The sequence below is a fragment of the Bartonella sp. CB10SXKL genome, assembly GCF_042195515.1.
GTDB lineage: Bacteria > Pseudomonadota > Alphaproteobacteria > Rhizobiales > Rhizobiaceae > Bartonella.
This window is the reverse complement of sequence record NZ_JBHION010000005.1, coordinates 26298-51610: the sequence shown is the minus strand read 5'-3', so window position 1 is coordinate 51610 and position 25313 is coordinate 26298. Positions and strand designations below refer to the sequence as shown.

Here is a 25313-nt window from a genome sequence, read left to right as displayed (position 1 = left end):
AAAGTGTTAGCTTGGAATGTTATTGGCAAGAAATGTTCTTTAGCGAGTGTAATCTTATTGTTATGAAATAATAAAAAATTTAAAATAGCAGCTGAATGGCAAAAATGCAGTTTATAAAGATGAACATTAGGCTTTTAAATGAATAAAGCAGCGAATCAAATTGGTGAAACAATTGACAGTTTTCACCGCGGAAAATTTTATTTGGTTCAACCCCATAAATATGGTCATCGTTCTGGAATGGATGCGATGTTATTAGCTAGTTTGGTTCCAAGTGATTTAAAGGGCAAGGTTGTTGATTTAGGGGCAGGTGCTGGAGCTGCAGGGTTGGCTGTTGCTTCGCGTTGTCTGAAAGTTCATGTTACCTTAGTTGAACGTTCAGCTTTTATGGTATCTTACGCTCAAAAAACGCTTATGCTAAAACAAAATAAACAATTTGCTAGCCGAATTTGTTTGCTAGAAGCAGATGTTACCTTCAAAGGGAATGCCCGTATAAGAGCAGGTTTGATAGATAATAGCTTTGATTTTGCGATTATGAATCCACCTTTTAATAATCCCACCGATCGTAAGACACCTGATAAACAAAAATCTGAAGCACATGTTATGTCTGAAGCGATGTTTGATAACTGGTTGCGGAGTGCAGCAGCCATTGTTAAGCCAGGTGGATACTTAGGGCTCATTGCGCGTCCACAATCGCTGAAAGATATCTTGCGTGCTTTAGAAGGACGTTTTGGTGGTATTTGTATAATTCCTGTGCATGCACGTGCGAAAACAGCAGCAATTCGTCTTTTATTTTACGCAAAACGAGGAAGCAGAGCAGCCTTATCTGTTTTGCCGGCATTGGTTATACATGAAGGTAATGACCATACTTTTTCACCACGGGTTGATGCAATTAATAATGGATATATAAGCTTGTGGGAACTTTTCTAATAGTATCTTGTGTTTTTTAGTTTATTATTTAGAGTCCAAACTTTGTTATTAGGGAGGTTTGACTTTGGGTGAAGTTATATTTCTGCTTGTAATGTGGGGATTGATTGGCGCTTTTGGATATTATCGCGTTCTTCCTTTTTGTTGTCCTTTCCTATTTAATTGTTCTTAATTTATAAGGAGATTTTGTTTTGATGGATTTTATTAAAAGTTTTATTCCACGCCGTTTTTCTTCCGATAAACTTGAAATTCCTGTGGTGCGCCTTCAAGGAGCAATTATGGATTCATCAGCGTCTATATCTCGTACTCTTTCCCTCAGTAGGTGTGCAAATCTTTTAGAGAAGGCTTTCGGACACAAAAAGTCACCGGCTGTTGCACTTATTATTAATTCTCCTGGTGGTTCACCTGTACAGTCGCGTTTTATCTTCAAGCGTATTCGTGATTTGGCAGAAGAAAAAAATAAAAAGGTTCTTGTGTTTATTGAAGATATTGCAGCATCCGGTGGTTATATGATTGCTTGTGCGGGGGATGAAATTTTTGCAGATCCTTCTTCAATTGTTGGTTCCATTGGAGTGGTTTCAGCTTCCTTTGGTTTTCCGGAACTTTTGAAAAAAATTGGTATCGAACGGCGTGTCTACACAGCAGGAAAGAACAAAGTTACATTAGATCCATTTCAGCCAGAAAAAAAGGCGGATATTGAGCATTTGAAATCTCTCCAACTTGAAGTGCATCAAACTTTTATCGATTTGGTTAAAGAACGGCGTGCTGAAAAATTATCAGATGATTCGAATCTCTTTACAGGAATGTTTTGGAGTGGAAAACAAAGCGTTGAGCTTGGTCTTGTTGATGGATTGAATGATGTACGTTCTGTTATTAAAGAGCGCTTTGGTAATGATGCAAAACTTCGACTTATTACGCCTCCAAAAAGTTTTTTAGGACCTAAAACGCCTTCAGGAGTGACGGCACATACGGTTTATACAGTCATTGATAGTGCATTGATGGCAGCAGAAGAGCGAGCACTTTGGCAGCGTTATGGTTTGTGATGGAAAGGATCATTCAAGCCAGAGAGATTTTTATCTAAAAACAGATGCTAGAAGAAAAAAGGCTTGAAATGATACGAATGAGAACATGTCGTTTGTTTTGTATGAGAACTCTTTATATTTATTGTTTTTTAGAAAACGATTAAGAATATTCCAAGCTGTTTATAGGGCTAGTGCTAAAAGTGTGGATAAAAGGGGGGAATTTGTAAAAGAACCCTATACAGGTTAATATTACGTCATATGATGCCAAATGTACAAGCTTCGTTCCAAAGACATTCCTATTTATTTACACCTATTAAATTGAATTTAGCTCTACATGTTGTGGGGCAACGTGCTGATGGGTATCATTTAATAGAAAGTTTGGTTTATTTTAGTCTTAGCGGTGATTGTCTACACTATGCACCTTGTGAAAATAATCAGTTTGTTTTGACGGGGCCGTTTGCAAAAGGACTTGTTTCTCATTTAGACAATTTGGTTATTCGCGCACGGGACTTTATGCATAAGACTTTTCCGGAATGTGCTCAACCTGCTTTTTTTCGGCTTGTAAAAACATTACCTGTTGCTTCAGGCATTGGTGGCGGCTCAGGTGATGCAGCTGGGGTTATCAGCATGTTGCGTCAACAGTGGAATCTTGATTGCCCTTACGAAGAATTAGCAAAAAAGAGCTTAGTTCTTGGTGCTGATGTTCCCATGTGCCTTTGTGCATTAGAATATCAGCAGCCGCTTTTGGTCAAAGGAATTGGTCAAGAGATGATACAAATAAAAGGAGCCTGTTCTCTTGCAATAGTATTGGTTAATCATGGACAAGAGATTTCAACACCAACTGTTTTTAAAGCGTTAGAGAAGCGTCATAATCCTTCTTTAAAAATTAATACAGACGCTTTAAAAAGTGTTGATTCATTGGTTAAAGCTTTACAAGAAACGCGTAATGATCTTTTTTCTCCTGCATTAAAAATAGCACCTCAGTTAGCTGAAGTGTTATCTATATTAGATGAATGTGGGGCTCTTTTTTCCCGTATGTCTGGAACGGGAGCAACTTGCTTTGGCATTTTTAAAAATAAACAAACGGCGCAACAAGCAGCTCTTTTTATCAAATCAATGCACCCAAATTGGTTTGTAAAACCTATCATGACTTTAGGAAATATTTGATAAATAAATATAAAAGCTTTTATTTCATCATGATTTTATTATACATAATGAAAGAGGGGAACCAAAGAAATGTGCTTTTTATCTTTTGTGTAAGAGTTCGCAGAATATTTGAAGAGCCATTTAAAACTGTAATGCTTGCAAAAAATGATCAGGCTACAGAAATAGATGTATGTTTGTTGTATGTGTGATTTATCAAAGATGTTTAATTTGCCGCTTCAACCAAATTTTTCGTGCGAATTGGATTTGCAAAAACAGGGTTTTTTTCATATAGCAGGTGTTGATGAAGTAGGACGGGGGCCTCTCGCGGGACCTGTGGTAACAGCAGCCGTTATCTTGGATAGAGATCGTATTCCTAATGGGTTAAATGATTCAAAAAAACTTTCTTTTTTCCAACGAAATAGACTTTATCATGAAATTTTGCAAAGTGCATTAGCGGTTTCAGTCGCCAGTCTTTGTGCTCGTACAATTGATCAATCTAATATTAGAAAAGCAACTTTAGAAGCAATGCGTCGCTGTATTATAGGATTAGCCATTCCAGCCCACTATGTCCTTGTTGATGGGCGTGATATTCCTTCTGAGTTGTCTTGTCCTGCAATGGCGTTGATTAAGGGCGATCAGCGTTCAGTTTCAATTGCAGCCGCATCTATTATTGCGAAAGTAACGCGTGATCGGATGATGGAATGTGCAGGACAAGTTTATAAAGGGTATGGTTTAGAGAAGCATGTAGGTTATGCAACGCTAGCGCATCGTACAGCTCTTGATAAATATGGACCAGTTATAGGGTTACATCGTTATAGTTTTGCACCACTAAAAGAGTGTAAAAAAGGTAATTAAAATCAGTGACTTATTACAAGAGTAAGGGGTTTTATAATCATTGATTCTATAATGTTTTTTGAGTGTCTATCCCTAACCTTTTTGAAGCTTTTTTATCACTTATTCCTATCTATTTTTTCCAGATATAGAATCAGATATTTCTAACATGGGCTTAACTCTTATTTGTTATTAACCGTATAGCGATGATATACGACAAGGGGTGGTAATGGCAATTGTGAGTTTTAAACATAAGGGCTTAAAATTATTTTGTACAACAGGTTCCACAAAAGCTATTTGACCAGATCATGTAAAAAAATTCGCGTTATCTTAACGGTTTTAACAAGTGCTACTACGCTTGAAATATTGAGAGAGCCTGCCTTTAAAATGCACCATCTTAAAGGTGAACTTATAGAGTACTGTTCTATATGGGTGAATGGAAATTGGCGTGCTACTTTTCGCTTTATAGGAACAGATGTAGAGCTTGTTGATTATCAAGATTACCATTGAAGAAAGGAATGAAAAAAAATGATGCACAACCCCGCACATCCGGGTAAAGTTCTGAAAGTAGCTTTCTTAGAAGAAATGGGGATAACAATACAAAAATTAGCTGATCATGTCCATATGACAAGAGCTTCTTTATCAAGAGTGATTAACGGACATGCTTCTATAAGTACCGAGCTTGCTGTTAAATTAGAATTAGCTGGTTTTAGTAAAGCAAAATTTTGGTTGGATATGCAAACAAACTATAATTTATGGCAAACAATGCAACAGGCACAACCACCTATTTCTCCTCTGGTTTCTGATACATCTCAAACGCCGCTTTGATTTCGTTAATAATTTTGATAGCAATTTAGTTTGTTAAGCGGTGCTTTGTGAGGCTAACTTTTTTGGAGCTTTTTGATTGCTTCAAGGGAAAGTTTTTACGGTCTGCACTCTTTATATCAAGGGATGCCATTTTATCTTCGGTTCAACCAAAAAGCGCTTTCATTTGTGAAACCGTAGCACCAGCATTGGCAGTATGTTTTGCTGCTAATTTTTGCAATCCGTGCGCTGATTTTTTAATACCCGCCGCATTACATGCTTCACGAAAGAGGTTGCCAAAACTTTCTTTGATAAGCTTATTTCCACCTTTACCACAAATGAATGTTTCATCACCTATGGGACCAATTTTAAGGGTTGCCTCTAGTTCTGGTAAAACAAGCCCGTATAAAGAAGAACGTCAATCCAGACGCGTTCATGTGTACCATGTGACCAACGGTGATAATATTTGTCTATGTCCTATTCTAGCCAAGGCAGTAATCCCTCGTTGTTAAGAGATTTTGGTGCTTTTATATTAAAGGCAGGATTTTTATTTAAAAGGGCATTATCAACCGCCCAATTAAAGAGACCGTTTAAAGAGGTCAAAAAATGTTTTGCTGCTGCGAGAGTATGTCGCCTTCTGTCTACGGCGTCAAGGATATGGTGTCTTTCTATACTTTTATATGCACGATCAGCAATATGTTTAGAAACATTATTCAGAATTCGATATTTAACTTTTTGAGTAGATTCTGATTGATTATGCCATTGCATGCTTTGTAAATACTGATGCAATAACCAATTGAAAGAGCCTTTTGTAAGTCTGGTTATTTTCTTGATTTGCGTACAATCCACCCGTAGCGTGAATCATGCATTACTTAAAAGTTGTTAGGAATGGGGAGAGGGCTAGAGGTTGTAAATGCCCCCCATATGTAAAAAGTTTGTAAGTTTATTTTTTTAAATGTGCTTAATTTCATATTTCCAATCAGACAATTGAGTAAGAGCTAATGCGAGTTGTCCTCTATGACACATGCATACATTGGCTTCAAAACAGGTGATTGCAACGCGCTTTTTGTTTAAAAACATTTTATATAATTTGTTTATTGCACAAGAATTATTCTTGAGAGTTGTATTTTGATAATCTTCAAAAAGGCGGTCATAATCTTTTTGTGTTTTCAAATTTCTTCGTTTTTCAGAAGCAATTCCAAATTCAGGTATATGCATATATTCAATATCAATATTGCTTATAGCTTTCTCTAATTGTCTTTTCGAAAATCCGCGGTTTCTACTTATTGAATTTTTACGAACATCACACAAAAGTTTAATATTATTTTTGATAAGTTGATTGAGATAGTCCTCAGAGGATTTTCTTTCATAGCCAATGGTAAAAAAATAAAGCTCTCATCTTTAGCAGGCTGTATGATGATATTTTTGATGTTACACACATTTAATTTCCTTAGTAAATGGGTGGGGGCTCCGTGAGCGCCTCTTTCCAAAAGGATAAATCCTCTAGCGATTATCATAGTGTTGTGGAGCAATCAGGCATCAAAACCGGTGATGGCGGCTTTAATATCATTGTTAAAGACAAAACGACCCTAACGGGAGGTATCATTGTCAGCAGCGCACCGGCAGACAAAAACAACTTGATCACAGGAAGCATAAGCACCAGTGATATAACCAACAGTGCACATGCTCAAGCTAGCAGCCAAGGGTTAGCATTTCTGGGAATGACACGATAAAAAACATTGCCAAAAATGCTTTAAGTCACGGCAAAGCCCATGATGGAGCGGAAGGATATACAAATCCGCTATCAGCGGTGCACCATCATCCTCACTGATACAACTGGACAGAGGGCGATGGGGCAAGATGCTGGACAAATCATTGGCTCTCTCTCTCAACCACAACACCGCAGCAGTCCACCAGGGCTGTCGCACCGATAGATGCCATATTGCTTGAGGGCATCGTTCATAATCGCTTAGACATGATCAATGATTTATCGGATGAAGGTCTTGGATACTGGGACAAAGTGCGCGAAATGACAAATGTCAAAGAGCATCCAGTAGGTGAGGTTGAGCATGATGAAAATGGCAATGTCCTCTATTTAACTGATGAAAATGGAGAACCTATATAAAGACAGTGATGGAGAATATATTACTCTGTATCACTTTTTAAAAGCTGAAGATGAGCAGCCAGCATTTACAAGTTGGTTCTGATGGCAACAGGCGTATGTTCTAAAATGGCATTTTTAACACATCCGATGAGGCTGCGTGTTATGCTGTCCAATTTGCTGACAATGATCATGGTCCCCTTTATTTTACATACTTCCCACAAGCTAAAGACTGGGAAGTGGAAATAGGGATAGCGATTTTTCAGAAGCTTCTGGAAAGTAAACTTTTTTTGATTGACCAATTCAACCAAGAAATTCCAGGATACAATGTATCTTTATGGCAATACAGGATTGCATATTGATGCCCATAGTTGTGGCAGTTTGACAGGCTTTAATATGCTGAATTCTTTCAAACAAGAAGGTATGCACGGGATAGCCGACAACACGAATATCAATTTCTATAGACCAGCCTTTAATGTTTTAGTTGCATCTGGTCTGTTAGGTTATGTGAGTGATGGCAAACAAACTACTATTGGCTTTGATGGGAATAGATATGACTTTGTAAGCAGAATTATTGGTGTATACCTACGAGACAATACCTGCTGGTAGTAACGTTTGGAAAGAATGATTGAGAGTGGCTACAAATCCCATAAGTTCCCATACCTGTCTTGGAGATGCGGGCCAAGCATGTCGGTATATTTACGGCTCATCCAATCGAGTACAAGTCCCTTTAAGGAGGAACAAATGAAACAAACTCTAAAATTATTAAGCGCTGTAACTTTGTTCAGTATAGCCGGATGTCAATTTAACAAACCTCCTCTAGGAGAGGTGACAGCGTGGAAGAAACTAGGAGCAGATTTTACAGAGGTAGGAAAAGCCTTGTTAGAATGTGGAATGCCAACACCTTATTATACCGATCCAGAAAGCAGAAAGCTAAGTAACAATGCATGGGCAACAATTCATGCGTGTATGGTTCAATCAGGTTTCCATTATGAAAATGAACATGAGGGAGGATGGTGTTATACTTTTAGAGACGAAAACCTTCCCATTTGTCGTCCAGGCACTGTCATACCACAGCGAAGTGTCAAGAAGCGCTTAAATAGCCCTTATTGTAAAAAGCATTCAGAACAACTTGAATGCAAACCTTAAGTCGTGCTTCAGCAGAGAAAGCCTTGAATTTACACCAAATAAAGCTCTAGGTTGATGAGCTTGAGAAAGCCTTGTCCGTCCTTACGTGACAAGGTTTTTTTTATGCCGCGTCGTTATAACGTTGCTGCTTTGCTTGCTCGATGACATTGATAAGATCTGATTGTAACCAACGGGATAAAAAACCAAATTTTAAAGGTTTTGGGAGAGAGCCATTGGTTACATGACGGCGGAATGTTGAAACACTCATATGAAGCAATTTTGCACTTTCACGGTCTGTTAAAAGAATATCATTTTCTGTCATAATAATTTCCTTTCACTATAAAAAAATGGTAACAAATCATAAGCATTTATTAACCATATTTTTGTTCATTTTTGAAGGTATTTTATTTATAGAAAACAATATTTTATCATATTTTTTCTGATGTGATAATTTATGTGATAAATTATGACTCTTATTGAGAAAGAATGAGAGACAAGAGAGTTAAAGTTATCCACAGATAATGGGGTTATTCACCCCATATCTTAAGATTGACCCGTGACATAAGCCGCCCATTTATCCATATAAACACGGCGCTGTTCTAGATAATCAGTACGACGATAGGCACGCTCTACTTGCCCTCCTACTGTATGACTTAGAATGGTTTCAGCGACCTCATAAGGGGCATTGGTTGTTTCTGCTAGCCAATCGCGTAAACTAGAGCGAAAACCATGGGGACAAGTTTCAATTTTATTTTTTCTCATATACGCCGCCATCATCGTATGTGAAAGAGGACCACGACCGGTAAGTGAAAAGATGAAATCACTTTTAGAGATACAGCGGGCTTGTTCAATTACTTTTATTGCTTCAGATGATAGGGGCACGCGAAACTCTGTTGTGGCATCATGCTTGCCTTTCATATTTTCAGCAGGGATTGTCCAGATATCATCTTCAATCTGATCTTCACGAATATGACGCAAAGGATTGCTACGAACCCCTGTAAGGATAAGCAGACGCAAAGCTAAATGTTTTATAGTTGTTGTTTTGCAGAGAAATTGGTAAAAAGCCGGCACATCTCTCCAATCCATTGCAGGTAAGTTTTTGATTTTATGGCGTTGTTTACCTAAGAGCGCGCGTGCTTTTTCTGTTACTTATAAATCAACATTCAATCCTAATGCAGCCGCATGTTTGAGACAAAGGTTGAGACGAATAAGAGCTCTATTAGCTGTTCCAGCTTTTGTATGCCAAATAGGGGCAAGAACATTGCGTATCTCTGTTTGTGTAATCTCAGAAACGGGAAGACAGCCTAATTTGGGCAGAATATGAAGGCGTAATGGTAAAAACCAATCCCCATCTTTACCATCATTTTTTAATTCAGCTTACGACTTTCAAAAGCATCCAACGCGATATCTTTTAAATAATGGAGATTGCTTATTGCTTCACGCTTTTGTTTTTCACGTTCTTTAATAGGATCACGACCTTCACGAAGAACAGAACGCCACCCAGTTGCCAATTCACGAGCTTGTTTTAAAGAGACATCTCTCAAGGCACCCAAGCCCATTTCACGGCGCCGCCCATGAATGGTAAAACGGTAAATCCATTGAGCACCTCCATCTTTACGCTTATGAAGTAACAAGCCGGCACCATCATTATATTTGCCAGCTCGTGGGTGTTGCGACAGCCCTTGCATTAAGACGGTTCATAAGAACCATTTTTACTCCTTTCTTGTACAGTTTTTACCCACACATCAGCCCCGCTTATGACGTGCAAGTAAGTGGTTTTAGTTGATTCAACATAAACAGATTTAAAATGAGAGAATCCTACAGTATTAGTTTTTTCATTCAATATGAAAACAAAAAGTTATCCTTATAAATCAATGTGATGTAGCAGGATGAAGGTGTTTATGCAAAGAATCTAAAAGTTTTTTTGCGAGTGTTTGAATAAGTCCTTTGTTTTTCTGAATTTTAGATACAAAATACTATTGCTAAAGTACTAAAAGTAGATCATGCTGGTAAATAGATGAGACTTTGATGATGGCGCTTGGTTTTAAAAAAGGCAATATTTGATTTCACTGTTTGCGCTGGCATTGATTTTGCAATAACAGATAATAGTTTATTGTATGCAGAATACTGTTATTTAGATTTTGATAAAAAGAAATTTATAAAGAATATTATCATTAACAGTTATGCGAAACTTTAATGAAAATGAATCCAACTTTAATACACATAATTTAGTGTGATTTAGTTTACAAATGCTCATTGAATGCAAAATTAAAAGTTTAAGAAGCCTTATTTTCAAAAATTCTTTATTTTTTTTGTGAGTGTGTCATTTTTGCTACAGATCTTTCAAAAAAGATGCTCTATATACATTTCATTTTGGATATTTGGAGAGATTTTATGAATACAAAACGTTTAATAACAGCGTCTATTTTTTCTTTAATTTCAGCGTCTACAGCACTAGCTGCTGATGTTATAATTCCTCATCAGCCAGCATCATCGACTTCTTCTACCATTATCGCGCCTACTTTTTCATGGACAGGTCTTTATTTAGGTGTTCAAGCGGGTGGTTTTTCGAGCAAAGCTGATATGGCTCTTGTTGGTCAAGAAAATAGTTTACCACTGGATAAAGAGTTCTCTCCTAAACTTTCAGGTTTTGCAGGTGGTTTTTATGCAGGTTCTAATATTGATCTCGGTGACAACTTTATTTTTGGCATCGATACGGATTTAATGATATCTGGAAAAAAACACACAAAGACCATTACCATAGGTGCAGCTGATAACACTACAGTAGAAAATGCAGTCGTAAGATCCCGCAGATCCGCAGGAACACCAGGAACAAGAACACCAACAGGACCACAAACACAAAAAAGCGTTGAAGGAACACTCGCAGATGCAAGAACATCTGCAAGTGCAGGAGCACCTGTAGGCTCAGGAACTAAAACAGTAAGCACTCCAACAGCAGGATCCACGTCAGAACAATCTGCTGCAACGCAATCCAGTCAAGCACCAGCTACACCAGTAAATGCAGTTCAACAACCACAAGCAGGAGCAGCACCATCAAAATCAACAACAGCTGGAAGTTCTAACACTGTTAATTCAACAGCAGGAAAAACAGCGGCAGTGGACAGGAAAAGTCCAGGAGTTTCAGCATCACCATTAAGAACGCCATCTGCATCGCTAATAACACAATCAGCCTCTTCCAGACAGGAGGAGGGATCAGTGCAATCGCCATCGTCCTCATCGGAAAGATCAGGTACAGGACCGACATCGGTAAGCGGGGTAAATGGATTAAAATCACCTGCACCTAAATCAATATCCTCTACCACAGGAGCAAGCTCACCAGAGCGGTCAACGCTCTTATTGGCAAGATCATCTCAAGAAGATCAATCATCAAGAGTAGGGTCAGATGGAGCAAAATCATCTGCTAAGTCAGAGTCTGCAAAAGCAGTTGAAAAAGCATCAGTATCCTCTATCTCATCAACAGTATTAGGCGCAAGTCAGCCAGCAGAAAAAGCACCTGCATCGGAACAATCATCATTAAAACAAAGAACAGTACCGAGCGGAGGGACACTTATACTCGCGAGATCAGGATCATCCGGATCAGATACAACAGCTTCTAATGGAACAAGCGGAGCCCAACGGGGAGGTCATCATAGTTCTTCCCATGGTAGCGGAAATGCTCATCCACATGGTGTATCTCATGCAGGTGGGCATGGTTCTGGTGCTCATGCGCATGGTGCTAATCCACATGCTTCTCGTTCTCATGGTGGACAGAATATGGCTGGACACGGTGCACAAAATACACAAGCGGTGGATAAGAATGATTCCAGTGTATATGGTATAGAACAAATAAAAAAGATGGCTTCTGAACTTGGTCTTGATCAAGAGTATGAAGTTGAAACGTTAAGTCATACTTTCAAACAAAATTGGGGTGGTGCTACACGGGTACGTATTGGTTTTGCTGCTGATCGCTTTATGCCTTATCTTGCTGGTGGTATTGCTTATGGGCAATTCCAAGACACTGTATCAATATCCGTTAAGGATGAGGATGGAAGAGTCGTTTCTTCTAAGAACTTAGCTGATGAAACAAAAACCATGATTGGTTACACACTTGGTGGTGGCGTTGATTTCTCGCTTCTGGATAATGTGATTGTACGTGCAGAATATCGTTACTCTGATTTTGGTAAAAAGAAATTTGCAAAGGAAAAACTTGAAGTTAACTACAAAACCAATGATTTCCGTGTTGGTGTAGCTTATAAATTCTAATTTTTTAAAGAGTAAATTTCTAAGAGGCTCCACTGTCAGTGGAGCCTTTATTTTTTAAAAGATCACTTTTTGGTTTCTTTTCTTGTGAATTTCATGATAAAGCCCATAGAGTGTGATGATATATTTTCCTGATCGCTGCTTAATACGAATGATAAGCTCGGCTTTCCCTATAGATAAAAACCAGAGTTGCAGGGTTCAGGGAAGTTATGCAAAAATGAAATCGTAAAAGTGGACAGGGATATTTCACAATGGCTGTGAAAAATGAAACAATAGATTATTCAAAAACTCTTTATCTCCCACAGACAAATTTTCCTATGCGTGCAGGGCTTCCGCAAAAAGAGCTTGAATTGATGGCGCGTTGGGAAGATATGGGGCTTTATGCGCAATTGCGCCAACAAGCAAAAGATCGTCCATTTTATATTCTTCATGATGGTCCACCTTATGCAAATGGTCATATTCATATCGGGCATGCTTTAAATAAAGTTCTAAAGGATGTGGTTGTCCGTTCATTCCAAATGCGCGGTTTTAATGCAAATTATGTTCCTGGTTGGGATTGCCATGGGCTTCCAATTGAATGGAAAATTGAAGAAAAATATCGAGCACAAGGAAAAAATAAGGATGAGGTACCTCTTAACGAGTTTCGTCAAGAATGCCGTGAATTTGCACAGCATTGGGTAACCGTTCAAAGTGAAGAATTTAAACGCCTTGGTGTTGTGGGAGATTTTAACGCGCCTTATACTACAATGGCTTTTCATGCAGAAGCACGCATTGCCAGTGAATTGATAAAATTTGCTATGTCAGATCAGATTTATCGTGGTTCCAAGCCAGTGATGTGGTCTGTTGTGGAGCGTACGGCTTTGGCAGAGGCTGAGATTGAATATCATGATCATGAATCAGAGGTGCTTTGGGTTAAGTTTCCTGTTTTTGAAGCAAATTCTGATGATTTATATGGTGCTCATGTCGTCATTTGGACAACAACACCGTGGACAATTCCAAGCAATCGTGCAGTGAGTTATTCTTCGCAGATTTCTTATAGTATTTACGAAGTTGAAAGTGCTGAAAATGATTTTGGTCCTCAAGTGGGAGAAAAGCTTCTTTTTGCAGACGCTTTAGCGATGAGTTGTGGAGAAAAAGCCAAACTTGTTTTGAAGCGTTTACGTGTTATTTCTGCTGAGGAATTGAAAGCTCTTGTTCTTTCTCATCCACTCAAAGGTTTAGCTGGAGGGTATAATTATAAAATTCCATTGCTTGATGGTTCACACGTAACAGAGAGTGCTGGTACAGGTTTTGTCCATACAGCACCAAGCCATGGGCGTGAGGACTTTGAAATTTGGAATGATTATAAGTCCTTACTGGAGCAAGCGGGGATTGATTCATCTATACCGTTTCCTGTTGATGATGCAGGGTTCTATACGAAAGATGTTCTAGGTTTAGGACCAGATCGTGAAGGAGGACCTGCACGTGTTATTGATGATAATGGAAAAATGGGTGACGCCAATAAAGAGGTCATTAACGCTTTAATTAAAGCAGATCGATTATTTGCACGGGGGCGTTTAAAGCATTCCTATCCCCATAGTTGGCGTTCAAAAAAACCCGTTATTTTTCGCAATACACCACAATGGTTTATTTCAATGGATAAAGATTTTGGGGATGGTTCAACTTTACGTAGTCGGGCTTTGGAAGCTGTTTCAAAAACGCGTTTTGTGCCATCTTCTGGACAAAACCGCCTAGCTTCTATGATAGAGGATCGTCCTGATTGGGTTCTTTCTCGTCAGCGTTCTTGGGGGGTTCCTATTTGTATTTTTGCGAATGAGGATGGTGTTATTCTAAAAGATGAAGGTGTGAACGAGCGTATTTTACGGGCTTTTGAAGCAGAAGGGGCAGATGCATGGTTTGCTGAAGGAGCACGTGAACGTTTTTTAGGTGAGCGTGCACATGAGCCTTGGGTACAGGTTTATGATATTTTGGATGTTTGGTTTGATTCTGGAGCAAGCCATAGCTTTGTGTTAGAAGATCGGGCTGATTTGAAATGGCCTGCTGATGTTTATTTTGAAGGTTCAGATCAACATCGCGGATGGTTCCAATCTTCTCTTTTGGAAAGCTGTGGTACGCGTGCTTGTTCTCCCTATAAAGCCGTGATCACACACGGTTTTACTTTGGATGAGAATGGTAAGAAAATGTCTAAATCTTTAGGCAATACGGTTGTTCCGCAAGAGATCATTAAAACATCTGGAGCTGATATTTTTCGTCTCTGGGTTATGACAACCGATTATTGGGAAGATCAGCGTTTAGGCAAAAAAATTCTTCAAACAAATGTGGATTCATATCGTAAACTACGCAATGCAATTCGTTGGATGCTAGGAACTTTAGCACATGATGATGGGGAAGAAATATCTTATGGTGCACTGCCGGATCTTGAAAAATTTATATTGCATAGGCTTTTTGAACTTGATCAGTTGATTAATCGCGCTTACGACGAATTTGATTTTAAAAAGATTATGCGTGCATTATTGGATTTTTCAATCATTGAGTTATCGGCATTTTATTTTGATATCCGCAAGGATTCTCTTTATTGTGATGCGCCTTCATCAAAAAAACGCAAGGCCTCCTTGCAGGTTGTCCGTGAGATTTTTGAGCGTATGGTAACATGGCTTTCTCCAATGTTGCCTTTTACTATGGAGGAAGCTTGGTTAGAGCGTTATCCAGAAAGCCAATCGGTGCATTTGGAACAATTTCGCTCTGTACCAGAAGAATGGCAAAACCAATCTTTGGCTGAGCGTTGGAAAAAAATTCGGCAGGTCCGTAAAGTTGTGACAGGTGCTTTAGAGCTTGAACGTGCTAATAAGCGTATTGGATCCTCTTTGGAAGCTGCGCCTATTGTTTTTATTTCCAATCTGGTTTTACGAGAGGCATTAGAAAATGTGGATATGGCGGAGATCTGTATTACCAGTGCACTCACAATTAGGCAGGACACGATACCTTCCGATGCTTTTACTTTGAATGATGTTGAAGGTGTTGGTGTATATCCAGAGAAGGCATTAGGAAAAAAATGTGCTCGATCATGGCGTTATACACAAGATGTTGGGAGTGATCCAGCTTATCCGGATGTATCTGCTCGTGATGCAGCTGCTTTGCGGGAACTACAGATTCTTGGTAAGATTTAAAATTTTAAATCAAGGGAAAGGAGTACAAGTATATTTCTCATATTGATGAATATAGTTTTTTGTGGTACAAAGTAAATTCCGTTGTTTTTTCTGCAGGGGGGAAATTTGTGTATGGACCGTTCTCTCATAAATAACGGGAATATTAATCAGCCATATACTTAGGAAATGGAATAGGCAGTGAGAAAACGTGAAGTAAAAATATTTCCAATAGGAATTTTAGGGATGTGCTTTGTTCTAACGGGATGCAATTTATCCGCTCCTACCTATGGTACTAATAAACCGGTTTCGATACAGTTTTTTGAAGATGTTGCTAATATTACTTCATTAACACCAACAAATAATAGCAGCCAGATTGTTATGAAACCTCATCCAAAACTTGTAATACCAAGCCCTAGTTCACGCAGATTTTTGCCGGTACCACAACAAGATAGATCTGTCAATGAAATGGCAGCATCGAAGAAGCATCAAGGAAATACTCCTTTTCCTCATAAAGGATCGTCAGTTAATGGCGCTGGTTCAGAAAACCCTTCACAGTTGAATGCGAAGCAACGACAGGAATATTTACGTCGTCAGAGAGCACAAGTTGGAAGTTCAAAATACCGTCGCTATCTCACTGAACCACCTTTAAGTTATCGCCAACCGGCAAAAACCGCACCTATTGGTCGATAAGGGAAAGACAAAATATTTAAAGTAAAGTATTTTTCCAATTACTTATGATACTAAGCTCTCATTCACGCACAGTTATAATGCTGTTGGAGGAGGGATGTTATTCTCATGAAATAGCAATATGACAACAGCATCGAGAGAGTCCTTATGCATTTCCTAACAAGAAATATTTCTCAAGTTCATTTTGCAACATCGTTCATGTGGATAGTATAACGTAAAATCTATTGTACTCCACTATCTTGATGCTTAGGAAGGAGAAAGCTGATACCATCATTTTATTTTCCAGACTCTAGTTGCGACAATTCTTGCATTTGAGAGCCTTCATAAGAGACATTTTTAGTCTTTTCTACAACGTTCTTTATCCAGACGATAATCCCGCTTATGATGTGCAAAAAAGTGATTTTTATTGCTTCAATGTAATTTGAAAGAGAGTATATCTACGATATGTTGGAATTTATATTTTATTATACAAAATAATGAATTATTCTTATGAATGAATGTATCATCTAATAGAAGCAATATGCATGATTAAAAGAGAGAAAAATGCTTCGAAATAGCTTTTACTATATATATCATAAGAATTAATAGTTTTTTAAGAGTGAAAGTTATGGAAGAAGAATTGTTTTTAGTATCGCTTTTGTACAAAAAAATCTTTAAGTAATTGAGCAGCTTCTTTTTCTTTAAAACCAGAATAAATCTCAGGTTTGTGATGACAGGTTGGTTGCTGATAAAAACGTGGACCATTTTCTATAGCACCCCCTTTTGGATCATTTGTTGCGTAATAGAGACGACGTATGCGTGCAAATGAAATGGCAGCAGCACACATAGCACAAGGCTCAAGTGTTACATAAAGATCGCAATCAGGAAGCCTTTCGTTTTGCAATGTTTCGCAAGCCATACGGATTGCGCGTATTTCTGCGTGTCCTGTAGGGTCATATGCAGATTTTATAAAGTTACCAGCGCGTGCAATGATAGCTTTTCCACGTGTAATGACAGCACCTACGGGAACTTCATCTTTTTTTGCAGCCTCTTGTGCTTCTAAAAGGGCTATTTCCATGGGCGTCAAAGTCATAATATTCTTTCTACTGAAGGTATAGAAAATCTAAAGGTTATCTCGATAAGGAATGCTATAGAATGAATAATTTATTACGCTTTTATAATGAAAAGAATACCTCTATTTTTTTTAAGAGTTTAAAACAAACTTGCAAGTCGGCAGATACATTATTGTCGTTAAAGGATAGAAAATGATCAATGATTATGCTACTTCATTTTTCAGGATAAGCGGTATGGTGCATGTGAATAATTTTCTGAACATACTTGCAAAGATTGGTTTGAAACGCAAATGAATGAAAATAATGAGAGTGAACGAATTGCTAAAAGGTTAGCGCGTGCAGGTATTGCTTCGCGTCGAGATGCAGAAATGATGATTGTTGCAGGTCGTATTTCTGTGAATGGTAAAGTCGTGACAACGCCTGCTTGTAATGTTAGCCGCTCTGATGTTATTAAAGTTGATGGCAAACCTTTACCTCCTATAGAACGAACGCGTTTATGGCTTTACCATAAGCCAGCAGGTCTTGTCACCACGAACCGTGATCCTGAAGGCAGACCTACAGTATTTAGTAATTTACCAAAAGGAATGCCGCGTGTTCTTTCTGTTGGAAGGCTTGACATTAACACGGAAGGGCTTTTGCTTTTAACCAATGATGGTGGCTTAGCGCGTGTATTAGAGCTTCCTGTAACGGGGTGGGTCCGCAAATATCGCGTCCGTGCTCATGGAAGAGTAAAACAGAGTGCGCTGGATAACCTTAAAAATGGTATTGCGATTAATGGTATTTTTTATGGTTCGATTGAAGCATCAATTGAACGTGAACAAGGGTCGAATGTATGGCTTTCTGTTGCGTTGCGTGAAGGAAAAAATCGTGAAATAAAGAATGTTTTAGGGGCATTGGGATTATCAGTTAATCGATTAATCCGTGTATCCTATGGTCCATTTCATCTCTCTGATTTAGAAGAAGGAGCCGTGCAAGAGTTAAAAGGGCGGATGTTACGAGATCAGTTGGGGGAGCGTTTGATTATGCAAGCCAATGCAGATTTTGATGCTCCTATTCTGAAACCCTTTTCAAATTCTGCAGTTGTTGCAGAAAAGCAAAGCCAGAAAGATCTTTCTGTTGCAAATGATGGTTGGGTTTTCTCAAGTGAAAGGGCGATACGACGCCGACCAAGAGATGGTTCTGTTGAACATAGTCGCGCGCAATTAAGTACAAAGTCTCATGAGAATGTAAAGAAGGAGAAAAGTGAAGAAGGAAAAGCAGAGCGTTTTCTACCGCGTTCTCGCCGTGCTAATGTTTGGATGGCTCCTGGTGCACGTCCGCAAAGTGCACGTAGAAAGCCTTCCTATAGTGAGGAGAAATCGCATGATCATAAGAGCGATTTGGATGGTAGAAAGTCCTTTCATCGAGGCAAGGAAAAACTAAAAGAAAGTCCGTCACACAAAGAGAAGAGGAAAAGTTTTGTTCAAAAACGTGGCAAAATATCTTATGACGAGACGCACCCCTTTGGTAAGAAAGATCGCTTTTTAAAGGATAAAGAGAACATGATAAAAGGTGGTCATGATGAACATTCTTTTGAGAGAAAGAAAAAATCGTTTGGTGGTGCTATGAAAAAATCTAAACCACATAGGGACGGTGCAAAAACTTCGAAGCGATTTGGAGGTCCACGTGCGGATCATAGGCGGTAAATTTGCTGGGCGTGTTTTGTTTTCGCCTGTTAATCAGTCGATTCGCCCAACGAGTGATCGTACACGTGAGAGCCTTTTTAATATTCTTTCTAGCCGTGAAGAACAATTTTGGACCAATAAACGCATTCTTGATCTTTTTGCTGGTACTGGTGCTTTAGGCATCGAAGCACTTTCACGTGGAGCAAAGGCGGCTGTTTTTGTTGAAAATTCGGTTGAGGGGCGTGGATTGCTTCAAAAAAATATAGAAGCCTTTGAATTACAGTCGATAGGACGGATTTTACGTCGTGATGCGACCAAACTTGGCAATATTGGCACAATGCTTCCATTTGATGTTATCTGCGCTGATCCTCCTTATAGCCGTTGTTTAGGTGAACGTGCTTTCGTAGAAGCTTTGCGAGGGGGGTGGGCAAAAGCTGATACACTCTTCATACTTGAAGAAAAGAAAGATACAATGATTTATTTACCTGACGTATTTTATCTAGACGATGAGCGTTTTTATGGTGAGACAGCAATACGTCTCTATAAATTACGATCGCTTACATCTTGAGAAAATTCTTGTTTTTATCCGATAGGATGAAAAAATGCTTCTTCACAGTTTTCTTCATTTTATATGGTTTTTAAAAGGTTAAGCAGAAAATCAATAAAAGATTCTAATGTTAAAGGAATTGATGAATTTTGATTAGCTTTAATACAGAAGGATGTTTTTTCTCCAATAGGATATATATTCCTCGATAATAGTTATGATCTTTTTTATCTAATTTCTTTCTGCCATACCTTAATCATCACATTTCATCAGCAGTTGAAAGCTTTAAGCTATGCAGTCTGCATTGATATCTTATATGATGCGTAACTTCTATTTTTGCTATTGTCTAAACTTAAAAAAGATATTTTGTTTAGTATTGAAAATATTGTTCATTTATCCTGAATATTTGTGTGTTTAGTTTAGTAATATTGCTTGTTGAGTTAATCATTACATATTAAGTAAATCTGAGAGTATTAAGTATCTTATCGTTGTGCAGCTTTAAGGATACTTTTTATATTATTCTTTATCACTAAAGATAAGTAATTTGTAAAAAAGGGGAGATTATCGTGTTTAATTGGATATATAGTGAAGAGATTAGTACAGAAGCAAGTGCTGAGCAAATTTGGGCTATATGGGAAGATGTGGCATCATGGCCTTGCTGGGATAGTGAACTTGAGTGGGTAGAACTTTCTGGTCCTTTCAAAGAAGGCGCTATAGGACGCATGAAACCTAAAAAGGGACCTACAGTAACTTTTACACTTGATAAAGTTATAAAAAATGTTTGTTTTTCTGATTATGCTAAACTTCCTTTTACACGTATGAGTTTTAATCATGAATATATTTGTTCAACAAAATCGGGTTCTTCAAATAACAAAATTCGTCATACTGTAACCATGTCTGGTTTATTTTCTCCTTTCTTTGGAATGATTATTGGGTCAAAAATTAAGTTACATCTTCGCGATGCAATGATTGAAATGAGCAGACGTGCTCTTACTGAAAACAAAAGCATCTCGTAAGGGGGGCATTTATAAAGAAGTTAATACCTTAAAAAAGGTGCAGAAATCTTAGCCTTGTTAGAATGAAATCAGTTATGAGTATATAGCAAATCGATGATCTATGATCTGTTTTTTAGTTAGTCGTTGAAATCGTGTCAAATCATCTGAGAAAATTAATTTTGCACCAAAGATCTTATAAAAGCCATTGAATTTTATTCAATATATAAAAGCTTATAAGGCGCGCATTTTTACTGAAAATAAAGAAAGTTGTAGAAGCTTATTTCTGCTCTTGTGAATCTGTAGGTTGATATTGTCATGATATTTGCCAGTTTCTAATGTTGCGATAGTTTTTGATTTGAGAGCATTCATAAAAGACATTTTGACTCCTTCTTAAATAGTTTTTATTCATACGCCCCTTACTGATGATATGCTCGCAAATAGTTGTGATTGATTCAACATGAATAGGTTCGAAACGGAGAAAATTTAATGATATTTGATTCTTTTATGCAAATTACAAAACGATCAATTATGATTATAAATCAAAGTGTTTTTTTGATTAAAAGATTATAAGAACAGATAATTTCTTTGATTACTTTTCTAGAGAGTGCAGTTCTAAAAGGCTCTAGATGATAAAATAAAACCTCCCTTAATTTTCGTAAAAATTAATCTCGTATCGTTGTATGTATTTGGTTTAAATGTTTAAAAAGCGATTTTTAAAAATGCGCACAGATATCCCAGTTTCTGCAAATATTTTTGTATCTATTAAAACAATTATGAGCGATAAACTTGCCCAAATTAATTGGAAGAATATGCTTATTGTAGATTGAATTGAACAATAGATACAACATTGAGTTTTATATAAAAGTTTTATTGATTATCGTTTTATAACAATATTACGCTTCTTTATTTTTTAATGGAAGGAAAAGAGGAAGGAGTGTAGTTCTTAAATCAAAATCTATCCAGTATTTTGGGATTTTTGTTTCAGGAAAAAGAGTCTATTAAGTTATATCTGTTTAGTAACAAAATAACCAGTTAAGGATGAGGCATGAAAAATGAGATGCTCTTGATTAGACGCATTAGAAACGAGAGAGAATGTTATGATTATAACTTATTTCTGATAAATATAAAAAATGAGTTCTTTGTGATATCACGCTTATGAGAATAAAGAAGCTAATGACTGCTCATTTTGTTGAAGCAATAACGCAAGAAAAATTTTTTTATTCCGTTTATATTTTTTTGTTTACAAGATTGCCATCTTATTATGAGAGAGTTTATAGAAGCAAAGAAGTATACACAAATATAAGGCATTTTCTTGATTCTTGCTTGGAAATTAAAGAATGCTATAGGAATGAAGGAAGTTATTTGACTATCCAGAGGACATAAGGCTTGTGACTTAAGTCATTTTATACTTTTCGAATTTTTGAGGATTTTGGCTTAAATTCAAATGTTATTGTTAGGCCTTTTGTTAATTGCCAAATTTTCGGTTGATTTGATTGTCAGTACAGATTGGATTATCTAAAATGATAAGGGCCCATGAGAAATCTTGAAACTAAAGAGATTTTACGGCATATACAGCATATTACGTCTTTTCATAAAGAAGCTAAAAGGGAAATGATTTAATGCATTAAAAAAAAGAATGCATGAAATATGCATAATCTTATGAATAAACACACAAGAGTTATATTCTGATTTGTATAAATTTGTCAGAATGCTTATCAATGTAAATAATAAAATATTTTAGGGAGTCTATAATGACTGACAAAAACCAGATTGAGAAAGCTGTTTCGTTGGTTGAAGCAGCAAGGCGTTCTGGGGCAGATGCTGCTGATGCTGTTATTGTTCATACTCATTCTACCAGTGTATCAGTTCGTTTTGGGAAAGTCGAATCGACAGAAGCAGCAGAGAGCAATGATTTTACTCTAAGGGTTTTTGTTGGAAAAAAAGTAGCAAGTGTTTCTGCTAATTTAGGATCTTATCCGCAAGAACTTGCGGAACGTGCTGTTGCGATGGCTAAAGCTTCTCCCGATAGTTTATTTGAAGGTTTGGCAGATAAAGAGTGTTTGGTTAAGTATCCTAAAGATCTTGATCTTTTTGATGATTTTGTACCCAGCAGTCATTTTTTAACAGAAGATGCTTTAAAAACGGAGGCAGCAGCTCTTGATGTTAAAGGTGTAAGCAATTCTGGTGGCGCTGCAACAGCTTATGGCCGTAGTGGGTTTATTCTTGTGACCAGCGATGGTTTTTGTGAAGCCTATCGTTCCAGTTGTTTTTCACGTTCTTGTAGTGCTCTTGCCGGAGAAGGAACACAGATGGAGCGAGATTATGATTATACAACAGCCTTACATTTTTCTGATTTAGAGGCAGCAGAAACTGTGGGAAAGAATGCAGGGCTTGGTGCTGTTCGACGTTTGGGTGCAGTTCGTGCGGCAACTGGGGGCGTTGATGTTATTTTTAATCCGCGTACGGCTCGTGGAATTGCAGGGCATATCGCATCTATGGTCAATGGAGCTTCTGTGGCTCGTAAAACGAGTCTTTTACAGAATTTTCTAGGCAAGGAAGTGATGAAGCCTAATGTTAATGTAACCGATCAACCTTTGCGATTACGTGGAAATGCTTCTCATCCTTTTGATGGAGAAGGGGTAGAGGGGCAAACACTCAATATTATTGAAAATGGTATTTTAAAAAATTGGCTTCTTTCATCATCTACAGCACGAGAATTGGGACTTAAAACAAATGGACACGGTGTGCGTTCGGCATCATTGGTGCAGCCGACCAGTACAAATTTTGCTATTGAACCGGGTTTAGTATCGCCTTGCGATATGATAAAAGATTTGCAAAATGGATTTTATGTGACCGAATTATTCGGTCATGGCATTGATTTTATTACTGGTCAGTATAGTCGTGGGGCTTCCGGTTTTTGGATTGAAAATGGTGAAATTGCTTATCCGGTGAGTGAAGTAACGCTAGGCTCTGATTTGCTTCATATGTTAGCACATTTAACACCTGCCAATGATATTGATCGGCGTTATAGTACCGCTGCTCCAACATTGTTAGTTGAAGGGATGACACTTGCAGGAAAATAATACGCATCATTCTTCTGATTTAAATCTTTTGCGTGAGGTTTGTCGAGAAGCAGGAGATTTAGCAATGCGGTATTTTGGATGCACGTTGGATGTCTGGATTAAAGAAGGTAATTCCCCGGTCAGTGAAGCAGATTTTGCTGTTGATCATTTCTTGAAAGAGAAGCTTCTAGGGGCACGTCCAAATTATGGATGGATTTCAGAAGAAACAAAAGATAATCGAGAAAAACAAGATTATTATGAGCGCTCTTTTGTTGTTGATCCTATTGATGGAACGCGTGGTTTTCTTTCTGGCAGTCCTTATTGGTGTATTTCGGTTGCCATTATTGAGAATGGGCGTCCTATTGTGGGTGTTCTACAATGTCCGGCTCAAGGGGATGTTTATGCAGCTGTAACGGGTGGAGGGGCAACATTAAATGGGATAAAACTTCCTCGTTTAGCCTTTCAGGTTCATCGAAAATATAAAATTTCACTTGATAAATCGCTCGCACAAAAATTACCAGATGATTTTCTCAATCAAGTCAGTCTTTACCATTATCTTCCTTCTCTTGCTTATCGTATTGTTCTTGTTGCTCAAGATGAAATTGATATCGTATTAGTTCGTCCAAATTGTCATGAATGGGATATTGCCGCTGCTGATCTTATTTTGCAGGAGTGTGGAGGGTGTTTTTTATCGCTTGATGCCTCTTTACTATCTTATGGAATTGAACCTTACCAATATGGACTTTTAATTGCTGGTAAAAATAATTGCTGTCAAGATATGATAGATGTTGTTCGTCAAACAAAGTTAGTTTAATCACGTAAAAGCATGCTAAAATAATCTAAATAATATAGAGGCACATATGACTGAAACCAACGAAAAAAAACAATATTTACATCTTGTATTTGGTGGGGAATTAAAAAATCTTAATAGTAATCAATTCAAGAATCCCGATGATTTAGATGTGGTTGGTATTTTCTCAGATTATAAATCCGCTCAAGAAGCATGGCAGGCAAAAGCGCAAAGCAGTGTAGATAATGCATTACAACGTTATTACATTGTAGATTTGCATCAGTTTCTTGATGCTGAGTTAGGCGATGCAGAATAAAGCTTGAATATTTGGTTATTATAGCTTGTAGATTGCTGCATGCTTTTGTTTAGTCGTCCTTTTCATAGGTACTTTCTTCGAGTAAAATAGAACGTTGTAAAAAAGAATATGCTTGTTGTTTAAAATTCATATGTTTTCTTAAAAAACATCTCTCAAAGCACCCAAACCCATTTCATAATAGTGTTCGTGCAAGGTGTAAAATCCATTGTTGCACCACCATCTTTGCGCTTAATAAAAATGCAAGATAGTGCTATCAACCTATTTACAACAGCAATATTATCATGACAGCGATCACTCGAAGTTTATGATTATATTGTGAATAGTCACTTTGCTCTTGAATAGGGTCTGAGACACTAATGCGTTAAGATTAACAAAAAGAGTAGCATTATTAATGATACCAATTACTACTCTATTGAGATTATTAGCACTCCCTACTTAATCTATTGGAATTTTTTCAACGAGTTATTTCTGTAAGCTTAGAAACCATAAAAGTCGTTAGAAACTTACCAAAATTAGAAACTTAGAGAAACTGAATAGATTTATAAAGTTAACTTACCTCATAAGGGCTTCTTAGGTACTCGTTTAAAACTACAATCTATAAGTTAATCATTTTGTGTTGATTATATACAATCTTAAAAGGAATAAGATATCATGCAACCTCCTGAAAAGAGAGGATTTAAAATTTTGAAAACTCTTATTTAAATTGCTGTAAGGCTTTTAAGAAATTCTCTATTAAACAAGATTAGATTTTTCTGGATTACCTTTAAGAGATGATATCACAATTTAAAATGAGAACGCTATACCATTCAAAAGTTTTTTTTAAAGATTTGTTTGACATATT

The 25313-nt window shown here is 37.5% G+C and carries 23 protein-coding genes and 4 pseudogenes; 21 read left to right on the top strand and 6 right to left on the bottom strand.

What is annotated here, in order from left to right:
• Nucleotides 1-138 precede the first annotated feature (138 nt).
• The 6 genes and pseudogenes from ACFIK3_RS04050 (at nt 139) to ACFIK3_RS04025 (ending at nt 4751) form a co-directional block, all read left to right on the top strand.
• Complete coding sequence (locus tag ACFIK3_RS04050; RefSeq protein ID WP_375676294.1) at nt 139-927, top strand: tRNA1(Val) (adenine(37)-N6)-methyltransferase; 789 nt, start codon at nt 139-141, stop codon at nt 925-927.
• Between the two features lie 191 nt (nt 928-1118).
• Entirely contained in the window at nt 1119-1967 is an 849-nt protein-coding gene (locus ACFIK3_RS04045; protein ID WP_273790405.1) for a S49 family peptidase, read from the top strand.
• Nucleotides 1968-2204: 237 nt separating this feature from the next.
• Nucleotides 2205-3113 (top strand): 4-(cytidine 5'-diphospho)-2-C-methyl-D-erythritol kinase, encoded by a 909-nt coding sequence (locus tag ACFIK3_RS04040; RefSeq protein WP_273790406.1) that lies wholly within the window; start codon nt 2205-2207, stop codon nt 3111-3113.
• A gap of 165 nt (nt 3114-3278) precedes the next feature.
• Complete coding sequence (locus tag ACFIK3_RS04035) at nt 3279-3947, top strand: ribonuclease HII (RefSeq protein WP_375663697.1); 669 nt, start codon at nt 3279-3281, stop codon at nt 3945-3947.
• Nucleotides 3948-4152: 205 nt separating this feature from the next.
• Nucleotides 4153-4433: pseudogene (locus ACFIK3_RS04030) on the top strand (type II toxin-antitoxin system RelE/ParE family toxin).
• A gap of 18 nt (nt 4434-4451) precedes the next feature.
• Nucleotides 4452-4751, top strand: a complete 300-nt coding sequence (locus tag ACFIK3_RS04025) for a HigA family addiction module antitoxin (protein WP_273790446.1) — start codon at nt 4452-4454, stop codon at nt 4749-4751.
• 53 nt (nt 4752-4804) lie between these two features.
• Here the strand turns inward: ACFIK3_RS04025 and ACFIK3_RS04020 are convergent.
• Nucleotides 4805-5558, bottom strand: a pseudogene (locus ACFIK3_RS04020) (phage integrase central domain-containing protein); the annotation flags it as partial.
• Between the two features lie 120 nt (nt 5559-5678).
• On the bottom strand, nt 5679-6038 hold the full coding sequence (locus ACFIK3_RS04015; protein ID WP_375676293.1) for a DUF488 family protein: 360 nt from the start codon (nt 6036-6038) through the stop codon (nt 5679-5681).
• Between the two features lie 161 nt (nt 6039-6199).
• Between ACFIK3_RS04015 and ACFIK3_RS04010 the strand changes: the two genes are divergently transcribed.
• The 5 genes from ACFIK3_RS04010 (at nt 6200) to ACFIK3_RS03990 (ending at nt 7977) form a co-directional block, all read left to right on the top strand.
• A complete protein-coding gene (locus tag ACFIK3_RS04010) occupies nt 6200-6460 on the top strand; it encodes a hypothetical protein (RefSeq protein WP_375676292.1) in 261 nt (86 codons plus the stop codon).
• A gap of 39 nt (nt 6461-6499) precedes the next feature.
• Nucleotides 6500-6661, top strand: a complete 162-nt coding sequence (locus ACFIK3_RS04005) for a hypothetical protein (RefSeq protein ID WP_375676291.1) — start codon at nt 6500-6502, stop codon at nt 6659-6661.
• Between the two features lie 8 nt (nt 6662-6669).
• Nucleotides 6670-6852 (top strand): hypothetical protein, encoded by a 183-nt coding sequence (locus tag ACFIK3_RS04000; RefSeq protein ID WP_273790410.1) that lies wholly within the window; start codon nt 6670-6672, stop codon nt 6850-6852.
• A gap of 303 nt (nt 6853-7155) precedes the next feature.
• Nucleotides 7156-7437, top strand: coding sequence for a hypothetical protein (locus tag ACFIK3_RS03995; RefSeq protein WP_273790411.1), 282 nt, complete (start codon nt 7156-7158; stop codon nt 7435-7437).
• Between the two features lie 135 nt (nt 7438-7572).
• Nucleotides 7573-7977, top strand: coding sequence for a hypothetical protein (locus ACFIK3_RS03990; protein WP_375664118.1), 405 nt, complete (start codon nt 7573-7575; stop codon nt 7975-7977).
• A 100-nt stretch (nt 7978-8077) separates the two neighbouring features.
• Here ACFIK3_RS03990 and ACFIK3_RS03985 read toward each other — a convergent pair whose 3' ends face one another.
• Nucleotides 8078-8278: an AlpA family transcriptional regulator gene (locus tag ACFIK3_RS03985; RefSeq protein ID WP_004860538.1), complete on the bottom strand. Its 201-nt coding sequence runs from the start codon at nt 8276-8278 to the stop codon at nt 8078-8080.
• A 221-nt stretch (nt 8279-8499) separates the two neighbouring features.
• Nucleotides 8500-9666 (bottom strand): annotated as a pseudogene (locus ACFIK3_RS03980) (tyrosine-type recombinase/integrase).
• 684 nt (nt 9667-10350) lie between these two features.
• On the opposite strand from ACFIK3_RS03980, the gene ACFIK3_RS03975 reads away from it, so the two are divergent.
• The 3 genes from ACFIK3_RS03975 to ACFIK3_RS03965 all read left to right on the top strand — a co-directional run bounded on the left by ACFIK3_RS03975 (nt 10351) and on the right by ACFIK3_RS03965 (nt 16052).
• Complete coding sequence (locus tag ACFIK3_RS03975) at nt 10351-12219, top strand: outer membrane beta-barrel protein (protein ID WP_375676290.1); 1869 nt, start codon at nt 10351-10353, stop codon at nt 12217-12219.
• A 248-nt stretch (nt 12220-12467) separates the two neighbouring features.
• Nucleotides 12468-15383 (top strand): isoleucine--tRNA ligase, encoded by a 2916-nt coding sequence (gene ileS, locus ACFIK3_RS03970; RefSeq protein WP_375676289.1) that lies wholly within the window; start codon nt 12468-12470, stop codon nt 15381-15383.
• A 177-nt stretch (nt 15384-15560) separates the two neighbouring features.
• The gene (locus tag ACFIK3_RS03965; protein ID WP_375643350.1) at nt 15561-16052 is read left to right on the top strand and encodes a hypothetical protein; all 492 of its coding nucleotides are present in this window, start codon (nt 15561-15563) and stop codon (nt 16050-16052) included.
• Nucleotides 16053-16674: 622 nt separating this feature from the next.
• Here the strand turns inward: ACFIK3_RS03965 and ACFIK3_RS03960 are convergent.
• The gene (locus tag ACFIK3_RS03960; RefSeq protein WP_273790416.1) at nt 16675-17121 is read right to left on the bottom strand and encodes a nucleoside deaminase; all 447 of its coding nucleotides are present in this window, start codon (nt 17119-17121) and stop codon (nt 16675-16677) included.
• Between the two features lie 270 nt (nt 17122-17391).
• Here ACFIK3_RS03960 and ACFIK3_RS03955 point away from each other — a divergent pair, with 270 nt between their 5' ends.
• From ACFIK3_RS03955 to ACFIK3_RS03945, 3 genes are all read left to right on the top strand, one after another.
• Nucleotides 17392-18786: a pseudouridine synthase gene (locus ACFIK3_RS03955; RefSeq protein ID WP_375676288.1), complete on the top strand. Its 1395-nt coding sequence runs from the start codon at nt 17392-17394 to the stop codon at nt 18784-18786.
• Nucleotides 18767-19333 (top strand): 16S rRNA (guanine(966)-N(2))-methyltransferase RsmD, encoded by a 567-nt coding sequence (rsmD, locus tag ACFIK3_RS03950; protein WP_375676287.1) that lies wholly within the window; start codon nt 18767-18769, stop codon nt 19331-19333. The genes ACFIK3_RS03955 and rsmD overlap by 20 nt, the downstream gene beginning before the upstream one ends.
• Before the next feature lie 542 nt (nt 19334-19875).
• Nucleotides 19876-20325, top strand: a complete 450-nt coding sequence (locus ACFIK3_RS03945) for a hypothetical protein (protein WP_375660143.1) — start codon at nt 19876-19878, stop codon at nt 20323-20325.
• A gap of 210 nt (nt 20326-20535) precedes the next feature.
• Here ACFIK3_RS03945 and ACFIK3_RS03940 read toward each other — a convergent pair whose 3' ends face one another.
• Nucleotides 20536-20682, bottom strand: coding sequence for a hypothetical protein (locus tag ACFIK3_RS03940; protein ID WP_273790420.1), 147 nt, complete (start codon nt 20680-20682; stop codon nt 20536-20538).
• A 1373-nt stretch (nt 20683-22055) separates the two neighbouring features.
• Between ACFIK3_RS03940 and ACFIK3_RS03935 the strand changes: the two genes are divergently transcribed.
• From ACFIK3_RS03935 to ACFIK3_RS03920, 4 genes and pseudogenes are all read left to right on the top strand, one after another.
• Nucleotides 22056-23387, top strand: coding sequence for a TldD/PmbA family protein (locus ACFIK3_RS03935; RefSeq protein ID WP_375676286.1), 1332 nt, complete (start codon nt 22056-22058; stop codon nt 23385-23387).
• On the top strand, nt 23374-24180 hold the full coding sequence (locus ACFIK3_RS03930) for a 3'(2'),5'-bisphosphate nucleotidase CysQ (RefSeq protein WP_375623787.1): 807 nt from the start codon (nt 23374-23376) through the stop codon (nt 24178-24180). Before ACFIK3_RS03935 ends, ACFIK3_RS03930 begins: the two co-directional genes overlap by 14 nt.
• A gap of 46 nt (nt 24181-24226) precedes the next feature.
• Nucleotides 24227-24472, top strand: a complete 246-nt coding sequence (locus tag ACFIK3_RS03925; RefSeq protein WP_273790423.1) for a DUF4170 domain-containing protein — start codon at nt 24227-24229, stop codon at nt 24470-24472.
• Between the two features lie 260 nt (nt 24473-24732).
• A pseudogene (locus tag ACFIK3_RS03920) lies at nt 24733-25009 on the top strand (hypothetical protein); the annotation flags it as partial.
• Nucleotides 25010-25313: the final 304 nt, after the last annotated feature.